The sequence below is a fragment of the Lactobacillus melliventris genome (genome assembly GCF_042679465.1).
In the GTDB taxonomy this organism is placed as follows: Bacteria; Bacillota; Bacilli; order Lactobacillales; family Lactobacillaceae; genus Lactobacillus; species Lactobacillus melliventris.
The window spans coordinates 187,698-213,617 of record NZ_JBHTMT010000002.1 but is presented as its reverse complement, the minus strand read 5'-3'; the positions used below and the strand labels follow the sequence as shown (position 1 = coordinate 213,617).

The 25,920-nt window shown below is 36.8% G+C and carries 22 protein-coding genes; 6 read left to right on the top strand and 16 right to left on the bottom strand.

Going from position 1 to position 25,920, the window contains the following annotated elements; genetic code table 11:
- Positions 1-411: 411 nt before the first annotated feature.
- Entirely contained in the window at positions 412-2,133 is a 1,722-nt protein-coding gene (locus ACFQ32_RS03730; protein WP_052724674.1) for an ABC transporter ATP-binding protein, read from the top strand.
- A 124-nt stretch (positions 2,134-2,257) separates the two neighbouring features.
- Here ACFQ32_RS03730 and ACFQ32_RS03725 read toward each other — a convergent pair whose 3' ends face one another.
- The 3 genes from ACFQ32_RS03725 to ACFQ32_RS03715 form a co-directional block, all read right to left on the bottom strand.
- Positions 2,258-3,706 carry a glycoside hydrolase family 1 protein gene (locus tag ACFQ32_RS03725; RefSeq protein ID WP_280513159.1) on the bottom strand — a complete coding sequence of 483 codons (1,449 nt, stop codon included), beginning with the start codon at positions 3,704-3,706 and terminating at the stop codon, positions 2,258-2,260.
- A 12-nt stretch (positions 3,707-3,718) separates the two neighbouring features.
- Positions 3,719-5,665 carry a beta-glucoside-specific PTS transporter subunit IIABC gene (locus tag ACFQ32_RS03720; protein WP_046325626.1) on the bottom strand — a complete coding sequence of 649 codons (1,947 nt, stop codon included), beginning with the start codon at positions 5,663-5,665 and terminating at the stop codon, positions 3,719-3,721.
- Between the two features lie 144 nt (positions 5,666-5,809).
- Positions 5,810-6,679, bottom strand: coding sequence for a PRD domain-containing protein (locus ACFQ32_RS03715; RefSeq protein WP_046325627.1), 870 nt, complete (start codon positions 6,677-6,679; stop codon positions 5,810-5,812).
- Positions 6,680-6,933: 254 nt separating this feature from the next.
- On the opposite strand from ACFQ32_RS03715, the gene ACFQ32_RS03710 reads away from it, so the two are divergent.
- From ACFQ32_RS03710 to ACFQ32_RS03695, 4 genes are all read left to right on the top strand, one after another.
- Positions 6,934-7,887, top strand: a complete 954-nt coding sequence (locus tag ACFQ32_RS03710) for a class A sortase (protein WP_046325628.1) — start codon at positions 6,934-6,936, stop codon at positions 7,885-7,887.
- 319 nt (positions 7,888-8,206) lie between these two features.
- Positions 8,207-10,210, top strand: a complete 2,004-nt coding sequence (locus ACFQ32_RS03705) for a BspA family leucine-rich repeat surface protein (protein WP_052724675.1) — start codon at positions 8,207-8,209, stop codon at positions 10,208-10,210.
- A 306-nt stretch (positions 10,211-10,516) separates the two neighbouring features.
- Entirely contained in the window at positions 10,517-11,590 is a 1,074-nt protein-coding gene (locus ACFQ32_RS03700; protein WP_046325629.1) for a P1 family peptidase, read from the top strand.
- Positions 11,591-11,673: 83 nt separating this feature from the next.
- Positions 11,674-13,290, top strand: a complete 1,617-nt coding sequence (locus ACFQ32_RS03695; RefSeq protein ID WP_046325630.1) for a glycoside hydrolase family 13 protein — start codon at positions 11,674-11,676, stop codon at positions 13,288-13,290.
- A 159-nt stretch (positions 13,291-13,449) separates the two neighbouring features.
- Here the strand turns inward: ACFQ32_RS03695 and ACFQ32_RS03690 are convergent, their stop codons facing one another.
- From ACFQ32_RS03690 to ACFQ32_RS03645, 10 genes are all read right to left on the bottom strand, one after another.
- Entirely contained in the window at positions 13,450-13,962 is a 513-nt protein-coding gene (locus ACFQ32_RS03690; protein ID WP_046325631.1) for an O-acetyl-ADP-ribose deacetylase, read from the bottom strand.
- A gap of 130 nt (positions 13,963-14,092) precedes the next feature.
- Positions 14,093-15,316, bottom strand: a complete 1,224-nt coding sequence (locus ACFQ32_RS03685) for a phosphopentomutase (protein WP_046325632.1) — start codon at positions 15,314-15,316, stop codon at positions 14,093-14,095.
- Positions 15,316-16,482 (bottom strand): alanine racemase, encoded by a 1,167-nt coding sequence (locus ACFQ32_RS03680; protein ID WP_046325633.1) that lies wholly within the window; start codon positions 16,480-16,482, stop codon positions 15,316-15,318. Before ACFQ32_RS03680 ends, ACFQ32_RS03685 begins: the two co-directional genes overlap by 1 nt.
- Complete coding sequence (locus ACFQ32_RS03675) at positions 16,482-17,579, bottom strand: aminotransferase class V-fold PLP-dependent enzyme (protein ID WP_046325634.1); 1,098 nt, start codon at positions 17,577-17,579, stop codon at positions 16,482-16,484. Before ACFQ32_RS03675 ends, ACFQ32_RS03680 begins: the two co-directional genes overlap by 1 nt.
- Entirely contained in the window at positions 17,572-18,465 is an 894-nt protein-coding gene (locus ACFQ32_RS03670; RefSeq protein ID WP_046325635.1) for a phosphotriesterase family protein, read from the bottom strand. The genes ACFQ32_RS03675 and ACFQ32_RS03670 overlap by 8 nt, the downstream gene beginning before the upstream one ends.
- A 9-nt stretch (positions 18,466-18,474) precedes the next feature.
- On the bottom strand, positions 18,475-19,770 hold the full coding sequence (locus tag ACFQ32_RS03665) for a YhfT family protein (protein ID WP_046325636.1): 1,296 nt from the start codon (positions 19,768-19,770) through the stop codon (positions 18,475-18,477).
- Positions 19,771-19,826: 56 nt separating this feature from the next.
- Positions 19,827-20,189 (bottom strand): DUF2620 family protein, encoded by a 363-nt coding sequence (locus tag ACFQ32_RS03660; protein WP_046325637.1) that lies wholly within the window; start codon positions 20,187-20,189, stop codon positions 19,827-19,829.
- 1 nt (position 20,190) lies between these two features.
- Positions 20,191-20,547, bottom strand: coding sequence for a PRD domain-containing protein (locus ACFQ32_RS03655; protein WP_158596028.1), 357 nt, complete (start codon positions 20,545-20,547; stop codon positions 20,191-20,193).
- Positions 20,548-20,564: 17 nt separating this feature from the next.
- The gene (gene yhfZ, locus ACFQ32_RS03650) at positions 20,565-21,482 is read right to left on the bottom strand and encodes a GntR family transcriptional regulator YhfZ (RefSeq protein ID WP_046325639.1); all 918 of its coding nucleotides are present in this window, start codon (positions 21,480-21,482) and stop codon (positions 20,565-20,567) included.
- A 167-nt stretch (positions 21,483-21,649) separates the two neighbouring features.
- The gene (locus ACFQ32_RS03645; protein WP_046325640.1) at positions 21,650-21,955 is read right to left on the bottom strand and encodes a hypothetical protein; all 306 of its coding nucleotides are present in this window, start codon (positions 21,953-21,955) and stop codon (positions 21,650-21,652) included.
- Between the two features lie 92 nt (positions 21,956-22,047).
- On the opposite strand from ACFQ32_RS03645, the gene ACFQ32_RS03640 reads away from it, so the two are divergent.
- Entirely contained in the window at positions 22,048-22,269 is a 222-nt protein-coding gene (locus ACFQ32_RS03640; RefSeq protein WP_122038129.1) for a glycerol kinase, read from the top strand.
- 104 nt (positions 22,270-22,373) lie between these two features.
- Here the strand turns inward: ACFQ32_RS03640 and ACFQ32_RS03635 are convergent, their stop codons facing one another.
- The 3 genes from ACFQ32_RS03635 to ACFQ32_RS03625 all read right to left on the bottom strand — a co-directional run bounded on the left by ACFQ32_RS03635 (position 22,374) and on the right by ACFQ32_RS03625 (position 25,882).
- Complete coding sequence (locus ACFQ32_RS03635) at positions 22,374-23,231, bottom strand: sugar ABC transporter permease (RefSeq protein ID WP_046325641.1); 858 nt, start codon at positions 23,229-23,231, stop codon at positions 22,374-22,376.
- Positions 23,232-23,233: 2 nt separating this feature from the next.
- Positions 23,234-24,592, bottom strand: coding sequence for a carbohydrate ABC transporter permease (locus ACFQ32_RS03630; protein WP_046325642.1), 1,359 nt, complete (start codon positions 24,590-24,592; stop codon positions 23,234-23,236).
- Positions 24,593-24,658: 66 nt separating this feature from the next.
- Complete coding sequence (locus ACFQ32_RS03625; RefSeq protein WP_046325643.1) at positions 24,659-25,882, bottom strand: extracellular solute-binding protein; 1,224 nt, start codon at positions 25,880-25,882, stop codon at positions 24,659-24,661.
- Positions 25,883-25,920: the final 38 nt, after the last annotated feature.

Sequence of the window (25,920 nt, the reverse complement as noted above, 5' to 3'; positions counted from 1 at the left end):
GTCTTGCCAACCTGTTGCGCCTTAGCATAAATTTTTCCCTTCATTATTTTCCTCCTGTATCTGTTTAAATACTCCAGATCAGATGTTCTCATTAAGACAAAATATAAACAATCCTTTGTGATTCGTAGAAACTATTTTTTCTGTATTTATAATGAAATACTTTTTTCTATGCTTAATATCCTTCAAATTAATACTAACCTGACCTGCCTATTTTTAAAAAAACTTTCTATAATTTTTTACGCAGAACTATCAAAATAACTATTATTTTATAATTTTAAAAAATATAACTTTATTTTAAAATAGTTCTTTCGATTATAAAATGTTTAGCGTATAGTGAGAAGACGTAGAAGAATTTAAAATAATTAGATACTTTTACTTATGTTTTTTAGAATAGAAAGGATGTTTATATTAATGGAAAATTACAAAAAATATGATAAGTTAAACTACTATCTTGCGCTCTTTTTTTCGGGAATAGTTTATCCCCTTGTAAACTTATTGCTTGCTTTGGTGTTAAAAAGATTAATTGACTCAGGGATTGCCAGGAATGTTTATGAATTAAAAAATGCAATATTTGTTTGTTTATTAGTGTGTATATTTTTGGCAGCTGCTGTTTTTACTAGTGAACTAACCAAAAATAGGTTTGTTAATAATTTTAGTAAAAAATATCGCAGGCATATTTTTAATGAGATTATTGCAAGTGACCTAAATGAATTCAGCAACAATAGTACCGGAGATTTTTTAGCAACAATGACCAATACTGTTTCGACAATTGAGGAAAAATATATCAAATCTTTCTTTAGTATTGTTTCTAACTCGTCATTATTGCTTTTCTCGATTATAGGGATGTTTATGATTAACTGGCAGCTGTCAATAGCAGTGCTAATAGTAAGTTTAGTGCCAATTATTGTTATGAGTTTGTTGGGTGGGAAAATGCAGGCAAAGCAAAATCTGGCTTTAACGCAACAAAATGCCTATGTCTCCAAGGTAAAAGACGCATTTTCAGGCTTTTTAGTAATTAAAAGCTTTAATATTGAAAAGCAAATTAGCAAAGAATTTCAGAACGGTAACGATAAACGGGCTGATAGTGAGTTTTCTCTGTCAGAACTTAATAATATTTCGGTATCAATTTCGAATTTCTCTGGATATTTAGTTTTTCTGGTTGCATACGGACTAGGAATGTTTATGGTAATTAATGGAAACACCAGTATTGGCGGAGTTACAGCAATTGTGCAATTAGTTAATTTTATTGTAATGCCACTGAGCAAATTGGGTCTGGAAATGAATAACAAAAAGGCTGGTTTAGCCGCCAGCAAAACTCTGAATCAGTTGCTGGAGAAAGTGCATAATCCGGTAAAAGATAACAGCAACTATTTGGAATTGAACAGATTTGAAAATGAGATTAAATTGACCAACGTTAGTTTTTCCTATCCCCAGCATGGTGAAACGGGAAAGAGGGTACTTTCACACATCAATTTACAAATAGAAAAAGGCAAAAAATACGCGCTTGTAGGTATGTCGGGCAGCGGTAAGACAACATTATTAAAGTTACTAATGAGATATTACAAATTGACTAAGGATGGCAACATCAGTATAGATAACGTAAATATCAATAACATTAATTTGTCATCGCTTTATAAACTAATAAATATTGTCCAACAGGACGTCTATATTTTTGATAATTCTCTTGCGTATAATATAATGCTAGGGAAATCTTTTACAGATAAAGAACTGAATTATGCTATAAATAAGGCTGGTTTAAGAAAGCTAGTAGACGGCAATTCTAAGGGCGTTGATCTGAATGTTGGCGAAAATGGCAAAGCTTTATCTGGTGGCCAAAAGCAAAGAATTTCTATAGCGCGAGCATTAATTAGAAAAACACCTATTTTATTAATGGATGAAGCAACTTCATCTTTAGATCAAAAAAATACTACTGCAATTGAAAATGCCATTTTAGAAATAAAGGATTTAACATCAATTGTGGTAACACATAAATTGAATCCCAACTTATTACAAAAATATGATGCGATAATTTTTATGAAAGACGGCACTATTACTGAAGAAGGTTCTTATGAAGAATTAATGAAGCAAAAAGGTGATTTATATAATCTATGCAGCCTAACTATGACTAATTAGTTTATAGCAATCAATGTTTTGAAAAAATTGCAATAGAAATTGACATAGCAAAAAAGCGTGCTTTTAAGCACGCTTTTTCTTGTTTATTTTGCTCACATGAGCCGAGTCGTATCTCCGCCAAGATTTACCATAAATCAGCACCGTTAGTAGAAATAACCTTCTTGTACCAGTCAAAAGACTTTTTCTTGTAGCGCTTAAAGGTTCCGTGGCCTTCATCATCTTCATCAACATAGATAAAACCGTAACGTTTCGACATTTCACCAGTTGAGGCACTGACCAAATCAATACAACCCCAAGGAGTGTAGCCCATGACGTCAACGCCATCGTCGATTGCCTGGGAAATAGCTTCAATATGTTCACGCAAATAATCAATCCGGTAATCATCTGCGACATAATGATTTTCATCCGGCTTGTCTACCGCACCTAAACCATTTTCAACAATGAATACAGGTTTTTGATAGCGGTCTGACAGTTGATTTAAGGCAATTCTTAAGCCTGTCGGGTCAATTTGCCAGCCCCAGTCGCTGCTCTTTAAGAATGGGTTCTTAACGCCGCCCATTAAGTTGCCGTTAGCAGTTTCTTGGTTTTCATGAGTAACATCAACTACAGAAGACATATAGTAACTAAAGCCAATATAGTCAACTGGATATTGAGCTAACAATGCCAGTTCTTCATCAGTGTAATCAAGGTCTGATAATTTAACACCTTGGCGAGCCAATAAACTCTTAGTGTAAGCTGGGTAATGTCCTCTAACTTGAACATCAGCGCAGAAAAAGTTATTAGCCTGATTATCTTGCAAGGTAGCCAATTGGTTCTTAGGGTTAGAATCGTAGCTGTATGTTGTAGCATATAGAATCATGCAGCCAATTTTCATATCAGGATTGAGTTCATGACCAATTTTAACAGCCTTAGCACTAGCGACAAATTGATTGTGCCATGCTTGATAAACATTCTTTTTGTCACCAGCGCCATTACTGATGGTGAGACCTTGACCCATAATTGGGAAGTGAGCGGCACTGTTGATTTCGTTGAAAGTCATCCAGTATTTAACCTTATCTTGGTAGCGGGTTAAAACAGTGCGGGCAAAGCGCTCGTAGAAGTCGATCAGCTTCTTATTCTTCCAGCTGCTGTATTCAGTAATTAAATGCAGCGGCATTTCGTAATGTGAAATAGTAATTACAGGCTCAATGTGATGCTTTAAACACTCGTCAATTACAGCATCGTAGAACTTAAGGCCTTCTTCATTAGGAGTTTCCTCATCCCCATTAGGAAAGATTCTGGACCAGGCAATTGAAAAGCGGTAACACTTGAAGCCCATTTCAGCAAAAAGCTCAATGTCTTCTTTGTAATGATGATAGTGATCAATACCAATATGATTAGGATAAACATAGTCTGGGTTTAGCTTAAAATCAAAGTCAGGTGAAGCAATAATCTTCATTCTGTCTTTGCCACCAGGTAAAACGTCTGGCAAGGATAAGCCTTTGCCTCCTTCTTGGTAGGCACCTTCTAATTGGTTAGCAGCAGTAGCACCGCCCCATAAAAAGCCTTTAGGAAAATTATTTGTAGTCATCATTGTCTCCTTTCGTTATTTTAAATCTAGTAATGCATCCCCAATGGTTATTGTACCATTTGCAACAGCATTAACTTCATGATAATTATTAGAATTAGTAACAACCACTGGTGTTGTAGTTTCAAAACCAGCTTCTTTGACGGCTTCCAGATCAAAGCTAATTAAAGGTTCACCCTTTTTAACTTTCTGATCCTTTTTAACTAAAGTAGTGAAGCCCTTGCCATCAAGTTCAACTGTATCCATACCGATGTGAATCATGACTTCTGCACCATTATTGGATTTAAGGCCGATAGCGTGTCCAGTAGGGAAAACCATCACTACTTCACCATCAAGAGGTGAGCAAACTTTGCCTTCTTGAGGTTCAATTGCAATACCCTTACCCATTGAGCCGCTAGAGAATACTTCATCTTTGACTTTACTTAATGGTACAACCTGGCCAGTTAACGGAGCCACTAATTTTTCTTCCTTATTAGATGAAGCTTCCGGCTTAACAGCTGCTGAATCCGCAGAACCATTTGTTGCAGCAGAACCTGCAGCTTGTCCAGCTAAATTCTCATCAACGCTTTTCTTACCCAAAAGCATTTGCAATATAAAGCCTAAAATGATTGCCGCAGCCATACCAATCATCAAGCCATAGACGCCCATGTCAATGCCATTTTTACCCATAGCACACGGAATTGCGAAGATACCCATTCCGGCCATCAAATAAGTTTTTGTGCCAAAGAGTCCAATTAAGCCGCCACCAACAGCAGAAGCAATACAACTGAGAATAAATGGCTTCTTACGTGGCAATGTTAAACCATAAATAGCTGGTTCGGTAACACCGAAGATACCTGATACGAATGCTGGAATAGCCAGACTGCGAGTCTTTTCGTCTTTAGTTTGGAAAATCATAGCTAAAACCACACCAGTTTGTGCAAATGATGCAGCAAATGATAAACCAATAATCGGGTCAAAGCCCATAGCAGCAATGTTAGTCATCATAACTGCCACAAAGCCCCAATGAACGCCAAAGATGACAAATACTTGCCAGAAAGCACCCATTAAGATACCAGCGATCACTGGGCTAAAGTTATAAATTGCACTAACAATTTCCGCAACTCCGTTACCTAGCCAAGTTGCAACTGGTCCGATAACAAGAAAAGTAACTGGAACAGTAATTAATAAAACGATAAATGGTACTAAGAAAGTTTTAACAACATCTGGAATGACCTTACGAGCAACCTTTTGCACTTTAGAAGCAAACCAGACCGCAATGATAATCGGAATAACCGATGTGGTATAGTTCATCGAAATTACTGGAATGCCCAAAAAGGTCATGTGAACCGGTGCTTCTAAGAATGTGCCCTTAAAGACAGTAAACAGTGCAGTTTTACTGCTTGCCATTGACACAATTGAAGGATAACAAAGGGCAGCTCCAATAGTGGCACCTAGATATGTGTTGATTCCAAATTTTTTTGCTGAAGAAATTCCTAAAATAATAGGTAAGAAATAGAATAAACTGTCGCCAATGGCGTTTAAAATAACATATGTTCCAGAAGTTGCTGATAGCCAGCCAAACGCCAAAAACATTGCGTTAAAGCCTTTAATCATACCACCAGCACACATTGCACCTAGAAGTGGGTTAAAAATACCGGAAATCAAGTCAATAAATTTATCAGCTAAGCTCACATTGCTGCTGTCAACGTCATCATCAGAAACGCTGCCGCCACCAGAAAAGCCACCTACTTTAACCAAAGTATCATAGACATCAGCGACATTATTACCAATAACGACTTGGTATTGACCGCCAGACTTGACAACAGATATTACGCCAGCAGTGGCTTTTAATTTGTCATCATTTGCCTTGCTCATATCCTTCAACTTAAAGCGTAAACGGGTAGTGCAGTGAACTACACTGACTACGTTGTCTTTACCGCCAACGTCAGCGATAATTTCATTACTTAAATCTTCGTATGCCATTTTTCCTCCTAAATAGCAAAACCCGGGAACTTCAAGAAAACATCTCACTAATTTTTTGTGAGACTTTCACCTAAAGTTCTCGGGTTAATGCCTGTAAACAGTAACACACCGTTTAAACTAATTAATTATTAAAATATCGTAGAATTAACTCTTTTGTAATTGTGCATCATTTTGTCTATGCGTTACCCGCCAGACATGAAGAGTTAAATATACCTGATCATCAGGCTGCATTTTCCAGCCTGTTTGTTTATATAAGTACGTGCCGATTTTTTGGACAGTGTCATACGCCTTTTGATACTTGACTTTCATCAGTTCAATTAAAGAATTATCAAGTTCTTCACCCGAATCCTTCTCACATTCGCCACACATATGCCTTACCATGAAGGCACGTAAATGCGTCATGAACCTGTTAAAATTAAATGATTCAGTATCAAGTTGCATCCCATACTGGTACTGAATAATATCAACTACTCCGCGAATAAGCTTAGTAATTTTGATAGTATCCTGCAGTTTGGTTTGACCAGAGCCAGCGTTAATAAAATGGTATGTCAGATATGCTGCTTCGCTTGTAGGAAAATCAAGCTTGGTTTTTTCCTGCATCAGTTCTAACGCTTCCTGAGCCGTGCCGTATTCTTTAGGAAATAATTTTCGCATTTCCCAGCCAAGCGTATCCTGACCCAATTCAATATTTTCAGTAGCACGGGTTAACATAAAGTTGATATGATCTGCTAATACCATAAACTGATAATCCGAAAAAGTTATTTGCAATTGTTGGCTGGCCAAATTAATCACAGCAGTAGTTAATGCTAAAGTCCTCTGATCAATATCCCGCACGCTGTCAACCATTTTAAGGTTTTCCCCAACTGCTATAAAACGGCGCGAAATCTTGTCCTCATCAATGGGATCGCCAGCTTTTTTACCGAAGCCAATCCCGTTACCAATCACCACCCAGTCTACTTCAGATTCATCAGACACCAAGGCAGCATTGTTGTTAAAATTCTTTACAAATTTCATTCAACTTACTTCCTTTCCAATAAAAAAACCTACAAACAGTACCAAAATAAGTATTGTTCATAGGTTAATGCCTGATCAAATCAGTAACACGTCTACTTACAGCTGATATTATAAAGTAGTGTATAAGCGATTTCAATACTTATTTGATTATTATTTTTAAGTGTTTCCTACAAAACAAATAATTGTGCTTTACGCAAATTTATACTTAAATAATAGCAGAAAACTAATATAGAAGTTTAAAGAGAAATAGTTCAATGGCAAATAAAAAGCAAAAACGTTCTTTAAAATATCAAGTGTGGTCTACTATTCGTGTATTACTATTAGGAGCCCTTTTTTACCTGGGAGTAACTCTGATCTTTTTTGGTTCCGGGTTCGGTAACTCCTATGTCGTTCAACAAAATGCGCAAAAAGCAAATACCACTTTAACACAAAAGAAAGCAGATAGAAATAAAAAACGCACAACAAATTACGATGCCAGCAAAACTAAGTCAGTCAGTGCGGCCGAAGTTCTCAGAGCTAAACAAATTAAGGCCTATGCCATTGGCAGAATTGCTATTCCCAGTGTCAATATTCATAATCCCCTTTTTGCCGGCTACGGAGACCAGAATCAAAATCTAGAATATGGTGTGGTAACTTGCCTGCCCGACCGTGTCATGGGTGGTGCTAATAATTACGTACTCGCAGGACACTACATGGGGTCTTATGGTCCCGCCGTTTTAGATAATTTGCACTTATCACGCCCCGGCGACCTCATTTACATAACTGACTTACATCATATATATACGTATAAAATCAAAACAATTTCTTTTGCTATTAAACCCACTCAGGTTGAAGTCGAAAACAACGTGCAGGATAAAAGCATGATCACATTGATTACCTGTTCTGACTTTAATACCTCTAAGTATGGCTACGGCCAGCACCGGACGGTTGTACAAGGCGATTTAATCGCTAAAAATAAAGCGACGAAACACAACTTAATTGCTACAGAATTAACCGCTAAGCCAAAGCAAAGTAAAAAAAGACGCCAGGAGTCTTTAACAGCCAAAAAAGACCAGAAAAAGATTAAAAAGTCCGAGCAGGTTCGGCCTGCAGCCCGGCCAAAGTTTTACCAAAATATGACCTTCATCAAGACGGTAATCATTGCCTTTAATGTTATTTTTGTTTTAGCCATTGGCTGGCGACTTGTGCGCATTTGGATTTTGCGCTAAAAAACCTATTAACAGCTTACTACATGGATAAGTCATCAACAGGATAAATTATAGAGCCATAAAAAATAATTTTCATAAATAAACCCAATTAGTAGGTGTCGCTGCTAATCGGGTTTCTTTTTGCTTGGCATAATAACTCCTAGTGAGTAAGCAAGCCAGCTTGGCAATTTATTAATCAAATTAACTATTTGTTCTTTTCAAATAAAAGTGTATAAATTATGTTAATAAACTAAAAGCATTGTATAATACCTTTAATAAATTATAAGCTAAATATTAATCAAGTATACATTTATTTTATTGTTGAAGAAGGAATAGTAACATGAGTAAGAAAAAGAATTCTAAGCAAACAGAAACTTCATTAATGTACTTTAGCATTGCTGCTGCCAGCTTAAGCTTATTATCCATGACCCCTAAAACAGTCAAAGCCGATGAGACAGTGCTTTCATCCCTTACCAAGCAAACTGTTGCTGGTAAAAATTATGCTAACAATAAAGTTGCGTTCCCTAAATCTACCACAAACGATCAACCAAAAGTTAACACTCCAGAGGCGCCTCAATTTCAAGATTCAGCTCCTAATACTTTTAAATGGGGAAACCTCGACGTCACTTATAGCAACCACGTAGTTACTGTTCCCGGCGGCAGTGTTACTCAACCCGGATCTATGGCCTATATTAATGGCATTAACAAAGATGATATTCAGGAAGTGAAGTTTACTGGTCAATTAAAAGTTAATTCGGCTGCAGAAATGTTCAGAGGCTTACCTAATTTAACTAAAATTACCGGTCTAAAAAATCTTGATACATCTGATGCCATTGACATGAGGTACATGTTTGCAAATTGTAAAAATTTAACCAGCATAGACGGCATCGGTGATTTACAGACTCCCAAAGTTACTAATATGCTTTATATGTTTGCGGATTGCGGTAAATTGACTGACCTGGATTTGTCCGGCTTTGATACCACCAATACACAATATGTAGAAGGCATGTTTCAAGGTTGTGAAAATTTGCAGAGCATTAAGTTTTCACCTAAATTCACAATAGCTAATGTAAACAGTATGAAATTCATGTTTAGTGGGTGCTCCAGTTTAACTGCTCTAGACCTTAGCAAATTTAATACTAGTAATGTTACCAACATGATAAGAGTTTTTGAAGATTGTTCCAGCTTAACCAAGTTAGACTTGTCATCGTTTGACACTTCTAAAGTGAACGATATGATGGGAATGTTTAATGGTTGTAGTAATTTAAAAGAACTTGATCTCAGCAGTTTCGTCATAAATCCCGCTATTGACAAGGGTTATATGTTAGATGGACTTACTAAATTGAACACCCTTAAACTAGGTAAAAAGACCAATATTAATGAGTCATATCTTGATACTCCAGGAACATGGGTTAATGTTGGCAATGGCACTGAAGACGCACCACAAGCAAACCAGAAATTATCTTCTAATGATTTAGCGTCCCAAGGAATTGATGACACGTTTATTCGTCCGGGTGCAGCTATTAAGGCTTTTTATTTAGATATTGACGGCAAGTCTATTGCGGATGAAACAAGTTTAAACGGTAAAATCGGTAACAGCTATAAACTAACACCTAAAACAATTCCAGGATATATTATCAAGGAAATTCCCGCTAACGCCAGTGGCTTTTTCACTGATCAGCCGCAAAGTGTCAAGTTCGTTTATTCCGCTGTTCCCGTATCCGTCCCTTCTACTCCAGCCGCTTCAACCCCAGTCAAAGCCGCAAATGTGATTGTTCATTATCAAGATGAAAGCGGCAATAAACTTGCACCCGATACGGTATTACAGGGTAATGTCAGCGATGGCTATATTACCTCTCCTGTAGAAATTGCGGGCTATACGCTAAAAACCAGGCCTGATAATGCTACCGGCTTTTACAGTGATCAAAATCAAGACATTACTTACATTTACACTAAAAATGCTACTGGTTTAAGTTCTGTTACAAGAACTGTTTTCCACAATTCATATGTTTATGATGAAAATGGCGTCCGTAAAAAGGGTGAGTACTTTGCTGGCAAAACGGTCAAAACATATGGCACTAAGCTAATTCAAGGCAAAAAATACTATGATTTGGGCAATAATGACTTTGTCAAAGCAGTTAATATAACTGGAGTTAACCGTAAATTAAAGCACAATGCTTATATCTACTCTAAGAAAGCTAACAAGAAAGTTAAGCGCCTTGGACGTAAAGTTCTAAAGAAGAATAAGAAAGTTAGAACTTACGGTGGTGCAGTCAAGATGCACAACAAGTGGTACTACATCATAGGCAAGAACCAATTTGTTAAGAAAGCTAACTTTAGATAATAAAAAATACTTTTCATAAATAAAGAAACCCAATTAGTAGGTGTCGCTGCTAATCGGGTTTCTTTTTGCTTGGCATAATAACTCCTAGTGAGTAAGTAAAACTGTTTGGTTCTTTTTTCTTTGCCTTGTTTTCTGCCAATCTAATCCTGATTAGCAGATTGCATAAATTGGCGCAGCCAAAAGCTGTGCGCTTGTTGACTACCTAGCCTTGCATCAGATTGTTTTTGTAGAACCATTTTGTCTTGCATTAAAATTGGCAAACCGTTTTAATAAGAGAAGAAAATTTTTTTAAAAAAAGGAGTAAAAATGGGACTTAACAAGCCACTTTTATTTGCGCTTAGCGATACTAAGCCTGGACCAAAAAACTTAATTACAGATGTTGCCGGAGTGACAGTTGGCCACAAGACAGTTGTCACTGATAGACTCAGAACCGGTGTCACTGTAATCAACCCTTGCCCAGATAATATTTTTCGGGAAAAAATGCCGGCCGCTACACATGTGATTAACGGCTTTGGCAAAAGTACAGGTTTAATTCAAATTAATGAACTGGGTACAATCGAAACGCCTCTGGTGTTAACCAATACTCTCAGCGTGGGCACTGCCTCGATGGCTCTGGTCAAAAGAATGCTGGCCGAAAACCCAGAAATTGGCCTTTCAACTGGTAGCATTAATCCGATCATCATGGAATGTAATGACAGTTCAATTAATCATATTCGCGATTTGGGTGTCACCGAAGACGATGTTAACGATGCTTTTACCGCGGCCGCAACTGATTTCGCTGAAGGCGGTGTTGGTGGCGGTACAGGTATGCGCTGCTATGAACTCAAAGGTGGTATTGGCTCTGCATCAAGGCAAGTCGAGATTGACGGTAAAACCTTTACAATGGGCGCGCTAGTCATGTCCAATTTTGGTCTTAGCACCGATCTCAATATTTACGGCCATGCTATTGGTAAAAAGTTTGTGGATAACAAAGACAGTAAGGAAAAAGGGAGTATTATCACAATAATTGCTACCGATATTCCGTTTAACTCGAGGCAATTAAAACGCATTGCCAAGCGTTCTGGTATTGGCATTACACGCACTGGCTCCTTTAGTGGTAATGGCAGCGGTGAGGTTACCCTGGCCTTTTCTACAGCTAACCGCATAAGTCATTTTCCTGACCACGAATTAAGTACGGTTCAGGCAATTACTGATGACAAAATTGACCGCTACTTTAGGATTACAGTTGATATAGTTAACGAAGCCATTCTCAGTTCTTTGGCTCACGCACAAACTACGCCAGATCGTGACTGCAAGCCCATGTTATGCTTAAAAGATGCTTTATTGCAGCTGGGCAATGACGAAGAAGCACTGCAATTACGCTCAGATTTAGGACTTTAATCAGATACCGGTAACATTAATTCTCATTATTCTGCAGTGTTATAATTAACTGATAATGTTAGCGATTGCAAAGGAGAATTAATATGACACCTTGGTGGAAAAATGCAGTAATTTATCAAATTTATCCCAAGTCCTTCCAAGATAGCAATGGTGACGGTATCGGAGACCTACCCGGCATTATTAGTCACTTGGATTATTTGCAAAAATTGGGGATCGATGCAATTTGGCTTTCGCCAATTTACAAATCTCCCGGCATCGATAATGGTTATGATATTGCTGATTATGAAGCGATTGATCCGCAATATGGCACTATGCAAGACATGGACAGGCTGATTAGTGAGGCTAAAAAACGCAACATTCGGATCATCATGGACTTAGTTGTTAATCATACTTCTGATCAACACCAATGGTTTATCGAGGCACGCAAAAGTAAAGATAATCCTTACCGCGATTTTTATATTTGGCGTGATCCTGTTGCTGGTCATGAACCAAATGATTTAAAATCTGACTTTTCAGGTTCTGCCTGGCAATTCGATGATCAAACGGGCCAGTATTACCTACACTTTTTTGCCCCGCAACAACCAGATTTGAATTGGCAAAATCCGCAATTACGGCACAAAATATACGACATGATGAACTTCTGGCTTGATAAAGGCATTGGCGGCTTCCGAATGGACGTAATCGAACTGATTGGCAAAGAGCCTGATCGCAAAATTCGCGAAAATGGTCCACAGCTTCATCATTATCTTCAGGAAATGAACCAAGCTGTTTTAGCTAACCGTGATGTAGTCACTGTTGGTGAGACCTGGAGTGCCGACCTTGACAGCGCCCGTAAATATTCAGACCCCGCTCGACATGAACTCTCAATGATTTTTCAGTTTGAAGATCAGAATATTGATAAGCAACCGGGAAAACCAAAATGGGATCTCAAGCCGTTTAAAGCCAGTGATCTTAAGGAAGTTTTGCTTAAATGGCAGACGCAAATAGATTATAACCACGGTTGGAATAGTTTATTTTGGGAAAACCATGACATTCCCCGTGTCATTTCACGTTGGGGTGATGACGGCAAATATCGCGTACAGTCTGCCAAAATGTTTGCCATTGCCTTACATTTAATGCGTGGTACTCCGTATATTTATAATGGTGAAGAAATTGGTATGACTAACTGCCCAGTCAAGGATATTTCAGAAATTGAAGACCTCGAAAGTATCAATATGTATAATGAGCGAATCAAGCAAGGTTATACCAAAGAAGAACTGATCAGGTCAATCAATGCTAAAGGACGCGACAATGCGCGCAGACCGATGCAATGGTCAACGGCTAAGTCTGCTGGCTTTACTACTGGTAAGCCTTGGCTAGCGCTTAATCCTAATTATCAGGATATTAATGTTCAAGCCGCTTTAGCAGACCCACAATCAATTTTTTATACCTATCAAAAACTCATTAAATTACGTCATGAAAACGAAATTATCACTAATGGCAGCTTTACACCTGTTCCTGCGAGTCCTAACGCCTTGGCTTATTATCGTGAACTTGCTGGCGAGCGCTGGTTAGTCGTTGCCAATTTGACTGGTAGTGCCGAACAGTTTTCTGCACCAGATATAATTGATCAAGTTTTAATTAGTAACTATAATGCACCGCAATCACTTAACAACATTAACTTAAGGCCATATGAAGCCTTTGCCCTGATTGTAAAATAAAAGCTTTATTTATGTGAAAATACCCCCAGATTTAGAACAAATTTGGGGGTATTATTGTGGCTAAATTATTGAAATAAGATTTAGCAATTAAAGGGATAGTTCGATGTCAGGAAGATTAATTTTCGAAAAGCAATTGAAAGCAACTTTTTTAATTTTTACTCAAGCATATTTTTTAACTTCTGCTCGGTATAATTCTGTCGTTTTGGCATCAAAGGCACACATAATAACTTTCATTTGATAGTCAGAATGCTCCGTAAGCCAATTCTGCACGGCTGCACAAGCAATATGGGCAGCTGGTGCAGCAGGAAAACCGTAAGCCCCAGTAGAAATTGCCGGAAAAGCAATACTATGCAAATTATGATCTTTAGCTAAAGCTAACGAGTTTATATAACAGTCCCTTAATAACTCATTATCTTGTTTAGAACCTGAATAAATTGGCCCCACAGTATGAATGACAAACTTGGCAGGTAACTTGTACCCCTTGGTAATCTTAGCCTGGCCTGTTTCACAGCCATGAAGCTGTCTGCACTCGGCCAGCAGCTGCGGTCCAGCTGCCTGGTGTATTGCACCATCAACGCCCAAACCACCTAATAAAGACTTGTTTGCGGCATTAACAATTGCATCTGTAGTTAATTTAGTAATGTCACCTTGAATAATTTTGACATTTTCCATAAGCATAGCCCCCCTTTTCTTTCATTCTAAACCTAAAAAGATTTTTTACCCAAACAAAAAATGCGACCCATGTGAGCCGCATTTTTCTTCTATATAATTTAGTAAAAGCCTTAAATATGTTATAGCATTATCAAGAAATATCCACACCTCCTGTTATTCTATTGAGAAAGCTAGTTCCATTCTGTGGCATTTCTACTCCGAAGAATTCAGCCCCAGTTGCACCAACATCAGAAAGAGATTCTCTTTCACCAACATATTTATAATGAACATTCTCTTTATATATTAATAAAGGAACCTTTTCCCTAGTATGCTGTGCATGACCAATAGTAGGATCATCACCATGATCTGCCATGACAATTAAAATATCATCTCCGGTAAAATACTGTTCCGCTTCTGGCAATCTTCTATTTACAATTTCCAAAATACTTGCATAATGATCTGTATCTTCAGAGTGACCAGCTAAGTCAGTTTCCTGAATATTCATGAAAATTAATCCATTATTTATTTCTTTTACCTGATCCATAAATCTATCAAATAAGTAGTTACTATCTACACCAGGAAATCTTCTATCAGTGTCACCTCTTACTATATCAGAAGCTTTACCAATTAAGGCTACATCAATTCCATGGCGAATCAAAATACTAGCTAGCTGGACCTTGGGATTAATACCGTAACCTAAATGAACAACATGGTAATTTTTCTTATATACACCTGATTCCGGTGCAGAAATACCAACATACTTTTTTTTAATGTGCCGAGCATCAAGAATATTATCAATGGTCACATCACTACCACCAAAAGCAATTACTCTGGATACTTTGACTACTTTTCTAACAGATTCTCCTAATTTTGTAATTTCTGTAAATGACATTTTATCTAAAGTAGCCGTAACATTATATACTTGTCCTGGATCTGCTTCTAAATTATCAGCAACAGTTGCACAGTTATTAACAACTAAAATTTCTAATCCTGGATCTCCGTATCTTTTTACAGCAAAGCCGTCTTCTTTTACCTGCTTTTCAACCTGATCAATTACTTCATTAAAGGGTTGAAGTAAAGGCATTGGTGGATTAGTTCCCATTATTTCTTGGTGTCCTAAATAAGAATCAGCTCCGTGATGTTTAAGAAGAGCTGTACCCCAATTCGCGTCCGGTGAAAAAATATGTCTGCCACGTTCAACACCAATTGCATTAATTAAACCTAATCTTTCAAGATTGGGAATGTCAATATTCGGCTCAGCTTTAATGATATTTAAAGCTGTATTTGAACCAACATCATTAGGCCGGACTTGAGGTACATCGTCCATTGCACCAACACCAAAGCCGTCTAAAACTATTACACCAAATTTACTCATTACATTATCTCCTTAGGCATATGCTTGCCCTGACTATCATATAAACCTAATAATTTTGGCTTGCCTGATTGCAAACCATCTACAATCGCTACAACACTTCTTGTAACAAAAATTTGCGTCCTAAAATCAGTAATAACTGTTGCACCCTCCGTATAAGAATCTTCAAGCTCCAAGTAATAGTCAATATTTTCATTATCAAAAGGTAAAACTTTACTTTCATATTCCTGATTATCAGCAAATACTAATGCATTATGTACATGTCCTCTTCTGTAATATCCTCCGCCATAAAAATAGCTGTGGCCCTTAAAACTATGCGAAATCTCACTAACATAGCAGTATGCCGGAATTTCCGGTTGCCTTGAATTTGCATGAAGTGGCGTAGTACCTGATAAACCATGACCGGGCTCCCCTTCGTTTCCTCCCAATTTTTTAATTAATGGAATTGAATTGCAACATGTAGCAGAGGGTAAACTCACAACCTGTAAAGGATAATTATTTTCCCGAAATATTTTTCTGACTTTTTCTATAGTTTTAATATTAGTAGTAGGTTCAATTTTATTAGTAGTGTCATTAAATAAAAGGGCGGGAAAACAGGTTATACCAACCAACTCAACATTTGAAAAGTTTACGATTTTAGTGAAATTAGACTCAAACTCGCTGATAGTTAACCCTCCCACTTGTCCCGGATAGAGTTCATCACTATTTCCTATAACTTTAAGGATGATTTTTTGAGTTATTTTTAATTCTTTAGCTATCTGATTGATATATACTAAATTGTTCATCGAATAAACCGTTACGTATTTGGTTCCATAAGCTAAGACTTTTTTTACTAAGCTTCTCGGCATTTGCACCAAATTTCCCACATTACCGAGGTGCAGTCCATAATGCATAAAGGTTTCCGCTTCCCTAAAATCAACAATTACTGCTAGTGGTATTCCGGCTTCTTCAATCGTTTTAGCTATAACTGGATTACGACCAAATTGCTTTGTCATATAAAGCAACTCAACCTTATTTTCTTGAGCTACCTTAACCATTTTTTTGGTATTTTTCTTAATTGCTTCCAAATCAACGACATAAGTGTCTGGTAAAATCTGACCACTTTGATGAAGTTGAACTGCATAATCAATTAGACAAGGGTTATATTTTTTTAGTGAAGGTAAAAACACTATTTCACCTCCCTTATACATTTTTGTAAAATGTTAATAATAGTATCTGCACCTGCTCTATATGGATTTATTCGAATAGTATTGTCCAATAATTCAGGATCATATGCTTTAAATGTTCCTGAAACTCTGTATATCATTGGAACTATTTCATATTTAGATTCCGCACCAACTGGATTAGGTGCACCACCAAATTTAGCTATATTTTTTAAAATTTCCTTTGCTATCGGATGAGCAAATTCCACCAGTAAAACCTTTGATTGTGCATTTGCAACGTAAGCTTTTTTGATCCCTGGAACCTCGTTGTTATTAAGTCTCTCTTTTAACTCATTAATAACTCGAGCCTGATTAGCTAATGCAACAGGTGCATATACCATGCCCCTTAAAACGTCCAAAGCTTCATGCCCCTGAACTTGCGAACCACCAGAATAATTTTCTTCTCGTAGTTTATCCAAATATATTTTTTTACCGACTATACATCCTATCCCTTCAGGACCCAATAGCTTAAATGTGGAAAAACAACTTAAATCTGCACCTAGTTCAGTTCCAATTTTATGCACTTTCATAACAGCGTAATTATCATCTGTAATGATAGGAATATTGCGGTTATAGCGTGTCCTTAAGACTTTTAAAACGTGACCCATATCATAAGAATCATCAGGCTTTTGTCTAGTATATTGAACTAATATGCCCGCAATATTTTCCGGTAATTTAACAGTATCAATTTCATTGAAATCAACTTCTTTTGTTTTTACACCCATCATAGTTAGAGAAACTTGGGTAGTGGGATAAATTGGAGCTTCATGAACTAACAAAGTTTGTCCCGCATTTAAAGCAGAATGTAGTGCGTTTCTAATAGCGCCAGTACCTGAACCTCTTACCAGCATGGCGGCTTCAGTATTAAAAAACTTAGCAATTACTTCCTCTGCCTTTTTTGTAAACTTGGGTTCATTTAATCCTGGAATAACTCCCAAGTCTCCTCTGGTAATAATCTCATTACCCGCAAAAACATTAGTAATTGCATCTACTAATTGCCACTGCTTTTTTAAAGCTTCATCCGGTGTAATACTTTCTAGCGGATATGTTGTAAAATCAGTCATTCCAATCACCACCAAAAATTCTTTGAGGGTTTTCTACCAGCATTTTATTAATAAACCCCTCAGTTACACCGCCAGCTTTTAGCTCAGGAATGAAACTATCCAATAAATAAGCATAACCAATGCCACCATTTGCTTTTAAATGAGATTTTCTGGTTATGTCCATCGACATAACAATTTGATCTGTAAAGCCTGCATCTTGAGCTGCCTTAATTATGTCCACCCGTTTAGCATCAGACATATAATTATTTTTACCTATAGTATCTATTTCTACGTTGATTCCTGTCTTTAACATTTCTAAAACATAATTAGGATTACCGGTTAAATCAACATGTCCGATAATGATTTTGCTTAAATTAGCATGTTTTTTTTGAAAAAATTCAACTTGCTCATGTCCTAAAGTACCTTTTGAAGTATGTGTCATAATTGGAGTATGAGTTTCTTTACTAGCAATAACTGCTGCATTATATACTTTTTCTTCTTGTTCAGTCCACCTATTTTTAGTTGTGGCAATTTCTCCTATGACTCCAGCTTTAATATCTGTATTTTTAATTCCTATTGTAATGTCTTTGATCATCATTTCAGCTAATTGTGTGACTGATAACTGATATACTTCTATTGGTAAAAAGGCAGATTGATACCAGCCTGTAGCTTGGACAATATTAATTCCTGTTTCTGTAGCTACTTTTTGTGCATAAGCTACATTCCTTCCAATACCTCGAGAGGTTGCTTCAACAAAGTTTCTTACTCCTTTTTTATAAAGCTCTTTTAATTCCTGTATTACAAGCTGTTGAGAATCAAGTAATGCATCCTCATCTTCAATCACTTCAGAACGATCTATAGGAATATGTTCATGGGCATAAGTAATACCTGGTTTTAAAACTGTCATATAATCTCCTTAGAATAAATGCACTATTCTTAAAATATTTAATAAAAGTCCTAAAGCTATGGTGGCAATTGGTCCTACAGCCATATCAACTAAAGGCTTCTTCATTTTTTTATTTAGGAGCCAGGTACCTATAACCCAGAAGAATCCAAAAGTTGGTGCCATCTTATTACATGCAATGGCCGCCCCAATTAATAAAGAAATTGAAATAGTTTCCATCAGAGAGTTACGAATATGGTCACCCATATCGCGTAAGCCTGGAAATTTATCCATTCCCTTAGCAGTAGCACCTAAGGCTTGGACTTCAATCCACATCCAGACAGCACCAGCAATAAAGGCTACGAGTGGTTGTCCTTTTAATAACAAGCCGATTGCAAAAATTAAGGTTGTTCCAGCCATGCCATAAACACCAGTAACAATAGCAGTTGAAAATACTAATGGAGTAAATCCGATAGCTCTGGCAAAAGAAGTCAATACTGCTTCATGAACTTGTCCTTTGTTTAATAATTGTAGTGACAGAACATCTATTGTTAGGATCAACTCACTGGAGGCAGCTGTAATCAGTCCTCCCATTAATGAAAGCCAAATCCAATTTTTCTTAATTCTTCCGATACGTGCTGAAAAGATATTAACCAAATTTTCGTTTGAATTATTAGTTCCTTTTACTTTGGCTGCATAGTAAACCATACAAATCATGGCTACTAACAATGCCATACCAGTTGCATTCAAGGTGATAGTAATACCATTACCCAGATTAAAGGTACCAAACTTACTGCTTAAAACATAGGTTACAAAAGTCCAAAGAAAAGTAATACCACCCTTTTTTACGTTATGTTGTTCTGAAACGGCAATCGCTGGAAATGCACAAAATGCAAGCAATATTGGACTACCTAAAAGAGAAAGTGCTCCGAAAAAGTTAAATGGCAACATTTTGAATAATCTAACTATCCAAGATAATCCCAGTAACAATCCTGCGCCATAAACTGCACCGATAGCAAAAGCAATGGCAGCGCCCCATTTATTATTAGGTGTCCAAGTTCCAAAAATATCACAAGCAAGCAAAATACTATGTGCAAGCAAAATTGTTGAACCAATTGAAATTGGAATACCAAATCCAATAATTAACCCAAAACTAACTCCAAAAGATGTTAGCGCTAATTCACGCCTATTAATTTTATTGTCAAAATATTCAGGATAAATTGGTCTTAATCCATCATTGAAAACAGCAATTCCTTTATTCGCCACAACTGAACCAACGCCCCCAACGAGAGCTATTAGAACATAATTTATAATTGTAGTCATTGACATTTTTTCTCCTCCTTATATTCAATATTCTATAAATTGAATATTGATATTAAAAACCATTATAAAGGTAATGCTCTAACAATTTCCGGTAGCACAGTATCCTTAGCATTAAATGTAAAACCGAAAGCAATTTTGCCGTTTTCTATTCCTTGTTTAATTTCATCAGGTTTTAGAACCCTAGTTGGTGTAGCAACTGTTAGAGTTTTTTCGGAACCAAGTAAGGCTGTGGCCATTGCCAGTGCTCCGCCAGCCCCTGTCGCACAAGCACCAATGTAAAAATCAGCTTGATGATTTTGAATTGACATTGCAGCATCCAAGTCACTTTTCACGGTAATTTCTACATTCATACCGCTCGTCAACTTTTGTAAATCTTTCTTGATATCATCCTTGCCCATTTGACCACCAATTACAATTTTAGTCATATTAATGTCCCCCCTTCGACAGAACATTTACTATATGCATAATAATATACTGATCTTCATCTTTACTAAGGATAATGGGTGATTTTGCTTTCTTTTCTAGCCAATATTGCTTTGCTCGTTGAAATACAGGTTTATTTTCTATTTGTTGCCAAAGATCTGCCGGCATGACATCAATCATCTCGTTATTTCTTTGTCTTGAGATGGTCATTGCCACATGAATTAACAACATCTCTTCTTTATTTCCATCATCATATTTACTCAAATCATTATCAATTTCATTAAGAAATTCAACGTCTAAATCATTGATTTTACCTGCCTGCAATAGCATATTCAGCTTATTTTTTGTCTGTTTTTGCATTAAAAATGACCACATCCTTAATATTCCGGAAGAAGTTCCCCAGAAATCACTTTTTTCTGTGTGTTTAGCAATTTATCTACATCTATCGTTTTCTCTAAAATACTTTTTGTAAAAATATCCGTTTTTTTACCAACAAATACAGCTTGAGAAGAGCGAACAGTCAAGTTATTATCTATTTCACTATAAGCCAGTGGATAGTTATGTTCGACAACTTCATCTTCGTTCCAAATAGCAAAGTCGATTAGTCCTTCTTCTATACTCTTGCTCACTTGGTTATATGGCATTTGAATTAACTGTACATCTTGGCCCTTAGTCACATATTTAGTCAGTAAAGTATAATCAATGGACTGTGTATCTACCCCAATTTTGGCACCACTTTTTATTTGTGCATCTTCACCTTTTCTGAAAACTAAAACGTGCTTTGTAACATAAGTTTGTTCAGGCAGTACTAAAAATTCCGCTAAGTTGTCATTTTTTTTAATTAAATAATCAGCAGTTAATCCTGAAGTTATAATGAAATTGCTACGATCTTCCTGTAATCCCGAAAGTCTCTTTTCACTACCATTCATATACGAAAGACTAACCTGAATCTCATTGTTGAAAAATGCCTTGTAAATTCCAGTTGCGAGTCCTTCATATTTTTTAGTATACGGCAACGGCAATGAACCAACTAGCGTACGATTTCCTAAATAAGAAAGTAGCTTTTGGTGATTAACGTTTTCAACAAATGTACCTAAATGACCTCTTGATCTCGTACTAATTGCACCATCCTCCTTTAAGATACTAATTGCTGCCTGCATTGTACCCTGAGATATATTTGATTCTTTACAAAATTCCTCTACTGTTGGTACACGATTGTCAGGTTCCAAAAGTAAATACTTTTTTGCTAAAAATGTTAGCGCTAATCCTCTCATTTTATACTGTGCAGTTTGCAATTTAAAATCCCCTTTTTATAGAATATTCAAAATACCGTATATTGAATACGGTTTCAGTATTACTCAAATTATGATTTTTGTCAATAAAATATTTATAAAAAAATACATTGGGCAATAAACTCAATGTATTTTTGTTAGCTAGGATAATTAATTTTATAAACTAATTTTCAAATACTATCATGGCTTGCTGATGACTTCAATTCATAAAATAGTATTATTACCGCCATGAGTACAAATGAAATTGAACAAATTATAAAGGATTTAGTTGCACTTGTATTTCCAATCAGTTTCCCCAAAGCTGCCATCACATATGGTGCTATAAAGCAGCCTAAGTTGCATCCTACCATGGCTACTGATACGCTCATATTTTCTGATCCTGTTGGTGCTTTAGCCATTGCTTGCCCGAAACTATAGGGTAAAAACAGAGACCATGCTAATCCTACAACTACCATTAATATTGACAATTCTGTCATATTAGTCACTTTAGAAATTAAAAAATAACAAATAGCCAGAATCGAAAAAACTATTTCCTCAAGTTAACCATGAAATTCATACTGATGGGGGAATGATTCACAATCAATATCTAATGCAGTATTTAAGTAACATTGCTCAAAGAAACGTTAAAACTGCCGCAATTTCAGAACTCAGTGCTTTCGGCAGTGCCAATAATGCAGTTCATTATTCTAAAGAAATAAATTATTCAACTGTCTATATTTCAAAAATGGATCCGCGTGACTCTAATTTTTATATTCAAGAATGGCATAATTGGATTAACAAACTTTCATAATCTTTTATTACAAATTGAATGTTAACGACCACTTAATGATTTCAAAAAATATTGCCAAAGCAAAAAAATGCGACTCCTAAGAGCCGCATTTTTCTTACTAAGTCCTATCCCTTTTCTGCACCAGCAGTAATACCGTTAACGTAAAACTTCTGCATGAAGACGAATAAGATCGTGATTGGAATAGCGATAATCACACAACCAGCAACAAACTCCGCAAAGTACGCGGTAGCATTGCCTTTAGTGTTGTGCACCATGTTATAAAGTCCGTACGCAATTGTGTATGTTTTAGGATTGCCTGAGGTTGACAAAATGATTCCCGAGAAAATAAAGTCAGTCCACGGACCAATAAAGGCTGTTAAAGCAGTGTAAACTATCATAGGCTTAGCTAATGGCAAATCAACGTGCATGAAGATTTGCCATTTAGTGGCCCCGTCAATTTCAGCTGCTTCATCAATTGAAAATGGTACTGTGTCAAAGAAGCCTTTGGCAACGTAGAATCCCAGTCCGGCACCACCGACATATACCAGTAGCAGGCCGCCCAGGTTTAACATGTTTAAGCCCTTTAAAATGTAATAAAGAGCGATCATTGACATAAATCCAGGAAACATGCCCAAGACCAGTGCAATCTGCATGAACGGCTTTCTAAACGAAAAGCGTAACCGTGACAAAACATAAGCAACCGAAATCGTTAAAAAAGTAGAAATGATCATTGATAGTATAGAAACAATCAATGTGTTAATAATCCAGCTGACTAGTGGGTACTGTGAATTAGTAAAAATACCAATGTAGTTGTCAAAAGTAAATTTTTCAGGCCAAAAAGTTGAAACAAATCCCGTATCATTATAGGAAAAACTGGCTAATATTATCCAGATAATTGGTAAAATCCAAACTACAGCCAGGATAATCAATAATAGGTAACGAAAAATGAGTGAAAGGCGTTTTTGATTTTGATATGATTTCATTTTTAGCCCTCCTTAAAAGCATTGGTATGGCGGTATGCAATTAATGAAAATACCGCACTGATAATAAAGATGAGGATACCCAAGACCGCTGACGCATTGTAGCGCTGCTCCTGACCAAAGGTTAAGTTGTACAGCCACGTTACCAACAGGTCGGTAGAACCTGCACCATTATACTTGTTATTCATTGGTGCTCCGCCAGTTAACAGGAAGATCACGTTAAAGTTATTAATATTACCAATAAACTGTTGAATAAGAGAAGGTGCCATCACAAATAATATTTGTGGAAAAGTAATTGATTTGAATACTTGTAAGGCATTAGCACCATCAATTTTTGCGGCTTCAATTTGATCCGTTGGCAAATTTTGAATAATCGCAGTCGAAACCAGCATTGAAACCGGGATACCGATCCACATATTAACAATAATAACCGTTATTCGTGCTACCAAAGGTGAGGCTTGACTGTCAATAAAATGTAACGGATGAGAAATCCAGCCGATATTCATTAAGATATTGTTGAGTGCGCCCTGATAATCTAAGAACTGAGCCATCATTAACAAAGAAACAAACTGAGGTACAGCCCAGACAATCACAAAGATTGTCCGCCAGAAGCCTTTATGTTTTATTCCTTTAGATTCAATCAGTAAGGCAAGCAAAACTCCAAAAAAGAATGTTGTTGCTGTAGCAGCTACCGCCCAGACGAGTGTCCAACCCAAAACCGGGAAGAACGTGCCTGAGAGGTCACCACTAAGGACATTGCCAAAAGCTTGAAACCCTGTCCAAGAAAAGGCAATTGGGTGTTGTCGGTTATAGTTGGTAAACGCCATTGAAATCATAAAGATTGTCGGCAAAATGGTAAAGCAGAGAATACCAATGATTGGAAAAGTCATCAGAGTATCATGCAAACGAGAATCAAACAAGTTTGCCAGTTCTTCTTTATTGGTTAAAATGTGTTTGCCATCCCGCTGGAGTACATAATTTTTTCTGGTAGAGCGCAGGTTGACAATGTATAAGTAAACCATTGCAATACAAACAATAATTGCCAGTAAGCCAAACAAAAGAATCAAAACGGAGTTTGAAGGTTGCTTAGTAATATAAACGCCTTGGGCGCTATCATAAACAACCTTTTTACTTTTAATTGGTCCCAAACTTGACAACATACTAATTGCGGATATGCCACTAAAAACAAACCAAACAATAAAGGCTATTTCTGCCAGCAATAATGCTAGGCCCTTTACCCATTGCTTATTTGCCAAAGCATTGGAACCCATAAAAAAGAATGATAATTTGGTAGCAATATTGCCTTTAGACCATACTTCCTTAAAGGTTGCCTCAGGTGCCGCATGTTTTTTCTTTCTAAACATAATTCTTCCTCTTCTTGAACAAAAAGGTTGGGCACTACTTGTCCAACCTTTAAGTATTTTAATTAACTATTTCTTTGATGAGTGCTTAGCTAATTTATCAAGTTGTGCTTTATATTGATCAGGTTTAACTTTACCATCATATGCACCATTGATTAGAGGAGGAACATCGTTCCAGAAGACAGACATTTGTGGTAATTTCGGCATTAAGACTGAATTGCCAGGTTTAGACATTTCAATAACCGCATCAGCAACTGGATCGTTCTTAATTACTGGGTCATTAACTGCTTCCTTAAGAACAGGGATTTGACCAGCTTCTTTGTGCGCAATTAATTGTGACTTTTTATCTGTAATAAATGCTGCTAATTGTGATGCAGCCTTAGGGTTCTTAGTATGAGCATTAACAGCGAACCCTTCGATTCCCAAAAAGGCCTGCATTTGCACATTCTTGCCACCAACATTAATCATTGGGTACTTAGCAACAGCAAAGTTCTTACCTAAAATTTTCTTAATATTAGCTGCGTTCCAAGGACCATCCAAGATGGCTTGAGCGTTGCCCTTCTTTAATTGGTTCAAAGCATTAGAGGTCTGCATTACGCCCTTATTATTCTTTTGCTCTGCAAACCACTTCAATGCGTTAACACCTTTAGCAGAATTAAAGGTTGAGCCCTTCAAATCTTCACCACTGTCACCATAAAGCTTTGTACCAGCAGAGAAGAATACCGGCCACATAACATATGCGTTAGTAAAGTCTGTTGCCACAACTCCCTTTGAAGTTAAAGTCTTCCAGTCTTTTACATCGCTTGCTGATAATTTAGACTTGTTGTAATAAATTGTTTGTGCCTGTTGTGCATATGGATAAGCATAGATCTTGCCTTTCCAAGTTACACCTTTAGCTGCAACGTCAATGTAATTAGACTTGATATTGTTACTATCTTTTGGTGACAGCGGGTTAATATAACCAGAATCTGCCAGTTGGCCTAATTGATCATTTGGTGCTTCAAAAACATCGGCTGCTTTTGAAGGGTCCTTACCCACATCAGTTTTAGCATTAGCTGATCCGGTTGGACTTTGCGTAACGCGCACTGAAATATTCTTATGTGATTTAGTAAAATCACTGGCAATTTTCTTGTAGTATGATACCTGGTTAGTATCAACCCATAAATTCAGCTTGGTATTTTGATTACTGCTGCTGCTTGATGAGGAATCTGACTTACCATTAGAACATGCTGCAAGTGACATTGCAGCTAAAACTGCTGTACTTCCTAAAGCTACTTTCTTCCAAATACTCATGTTATTTACCTCCTAATATAAAACAACATGTTTTTATA

Coding starts and splice junctions, on each gene's coding strand:
- ACFQ32_RS03730 (WP_052724674.1), top strand. CDS start 412: ATGGAAAATTACAAAAAATATGATAAGTTAAACTACTATCTTGCGCTC.
- ACFQ32_RS03725 (WP_280513159.1), bottom strand. CDS start 3,706: ATGATGACTACAAATAATTTTCCTAAAGGCTTTTTATGGGGCGGTGCT.
- ACFQ32_RS03720 (WP_046325626.1), bottom strand. CDS start 5,665: ATGGCATACGAAGATTTAAGTAATGAAATTATCGCTGACGTTGGCGGT.
- ACFQ32_RS03715 (WP_046325627.1), bottom strand. CDS start 6,679: ATGAAATTTGTAAAGAATTTTAACAACAATGCTGCCTTGGTGTCTGAT.
- ACFQ32_RS03710 (WP_046325628.1), top strand. CDS start 6,934: ATGGCAAATAAAAAGCAAAAACGTTCTTTAAAATATCAAGTGTGGTCT.
- ACFQ32_RS03705 (WP_052724675.1), top strand. CDS start 8,207: ATGAGTAAGAAAAAGAATTCTAAGCAAACAGAAACTTCATTAATGTAC.
- ACFQ32_RS03700 (WP_046325629.1), top strand. CDS start 10,517: ATGGGACTTAACAAGCCACTTTTATTTGCGCTTAGCGATACTAAGCCT.
- ACFQ32_RS03695 (WP_046325630.1), top strand. CDS start 11,674: ATGACACCTTGGTGGAAAAATGCAGTAATTTATCAAATTTATCCCAAG.
- ACFQ32_RS03690 (WP_046325631.1), bottom strand. CDS start 13,962: ATGGAAAATGTCAAAATTATTCAAGGTGACATTACTAAATTAACTACA.
- ACFQ32_RS03685 (WP_046325632.1), bottom strand. CDS start 15,316: ATGAGTAAATTTGGTGTAATAGTTTTAGACGGCTTTGGTGTTGGTGCA.
- ACFQ32_RS03675 (WP_046325634.1), bottom strand. CDS start 17,579: ATGACTGATTTTACAACATATCCGCTAGAAAGTATTACACCGGATGAA.
- ACFQ32_RS03670 (WP_046325635.1), bottom strand. CDS start 18,465: ATGACAGTTTTAAAACCAGGTATTACTTATGCCCATGAACATATTCCT.
- ACFQ32_RS03665 (WP_046325636.1), bottom strand. CDS start 19,770: ATGTCAATGACTACAATTATAAATTATGTTCTAATAGCTCTCGTTGGG.
- ACFQ32_RS03660 (WP_046325637.1), bottom strand. CDS start 20,189: ATGACTAAAATTGTAATTGGTGGTCAAATGGGCAAGGATGATATCAAG.
- ACFQ32_RS03655 (WP_158596028.1), bottom strand. CDS start 20,547: ATGCAAAAACAGACAAAAAATAAGCTGAATATGCTATTGCAGGCAGGT.
- ACFQ32_RS03645 (WP_046325640.1), bottom strand. CDS start 21,955: ATGACAGAATTGTCAATATTAATGGTAGTTGTAGGATTAGCATGGTCT.
- ACFQ32_RS03640 (WP_122038129.1), top strand. CDS start 22,048: ATGATTCACAATCAATATCTAATGCAGTATTTAAGTAACATTGCTCAA.
- ACFQ32_RS03635 (WP_046325641.1), bottom strand. CDS start 23,231: ATGAAATCATATCAAAATCAAAAACGCCTTTCACTCATTTTTCGTTAC.
- ACFQ32_RS03630 (WP_046325642.1), bottom strand. CDS start 24,592: ATGTTTAGAAAGAAAAAACATGCGGCACCTGAGGCAACCTTTAAGGAA.
- ACFQ32_RS03625 (WP_046325643.1), bottom strand. CDS start 25,882: ATGAGTATTTGGAAGAAAGTAGCTTTAGGAAGTACAGCAGTTTTAGCT.